The sequence below is a fragment of the Oleiphilus sp. HI0067 genome, assembly GCF_001635735.1.
The window spans coordinates 1-898 of sequence record NZ_LWFI01000256.1 but is presented as its reverse complement, the minus strand read 5'-3'; the positions used below and the strand labels follow the sequence as shown (position 1 = coordinate 898).

The 898-nt window shown below is 46.1% G+C and carries 2 protein-coding genes; both read left to right on the top strand.

Annotated features, from left to right (window positions below; genetic code table 11):
- A partial coding sequence (locus tag A3739_RS03275) for a fumarate hydratase C-terminal domain-containing protein (RefSeq protein WP_197472005.1) occupies positions 1-468 on the top strand: 468 nt, incomplete at its 5' end.
- 50 nt (positions 469-518) lie between these two features.
- On the top strand, positions 519-854 hold the full coding sequence (locus A3739_RS03270) for a 4a-hydroxytetrahydrobiopterin dehydratase (RefSeq protein WP_068500301.1): 336 nt from the start codon (positions 519-521) through the stop codon (positions 852-854).
- Positions 855-898: the final 44 nt, after the last annotated feature.

The window sequence follows — 898 nt, the reverse complement described above, 5'->3', positions numbered from 1 at the left end:
CATAAGAAGATGGTTGAAATGATCAGCAGCGGTGAAGAGCTGCCGGTTGATCTAACTGGTCGCTTTATTTATTACGTCGGGCCGGTTGACCCTGTTCGTGATGAGGTTGTTGGTCCAGCGGGTCCGACCACTGCGACGCGTATGGATAAATTTACGCACACGATGCTCGAGAAAACAGGCTTGCTTGGAATGATTGGTAAAGCAGAGCGCGGACAAGTAGCAATTGACGCAATCAAAGAGTTCGGATCAGTTTATTTGATGGCCGTGGGCGGCGCTGCGTACCTAGTTTCTAAGGCTATTAAGAACGCTGAGGTGGTCGCATTCCCTGAACTAGGTATGGAAGCGATATACGAATTTGACGTTGTCGATATGCCGGTTTCTGTTGCGGTAGATGCATTGGGTACGTCTGTTCATCAGACTGCGCCTGTTGAATGGCATGACAAGATCATTTCTGCCAAATCGGTATAAGGTCCTGATGCGTACTGCTATTGTTTTGTCATGCTCAATAGGAGGTATATATGTTAAGTAAAGAAACTTGTGAGGCGTGTCGTGCAGACGCGCCTCGTCTTTCTGACAATGAGATCAAAGACTTGTTATCTGAAGTTGATGGTTGGGAAGTCATTCATGAAGAGGGGCAAAATCGCCTTCATCGTGTTTTTAAAGTATCAAATTTTGTTAAAGCGCAAGAATTCGCCAATTCGATAGGTGATTATGCTGAGCAGGTTGGGCATCATCCTAGGCTTATTGTGGAGTGGGGGTGTTTAACGGTGACGTGGTGGTCTCACAAAATTGGAGGTCTGCATAGAAATGATTTTATCTGTGCAGCAAGAACGAGCGAGTTGCTTGGTCAATAGTTGCGTTTGCTCTGCTCGGTTTAAGCCGACTGTATTGGAATTGA

Coding starts and splice junctions, on each gene's coding strand:
- A3739_RS03270 (WP_068500301.1), top strand. CDS start 519: ATGTTAAGTAAAGAAACTTGTGAGGCGTGTCGTGCAGACGCGCCTCGT.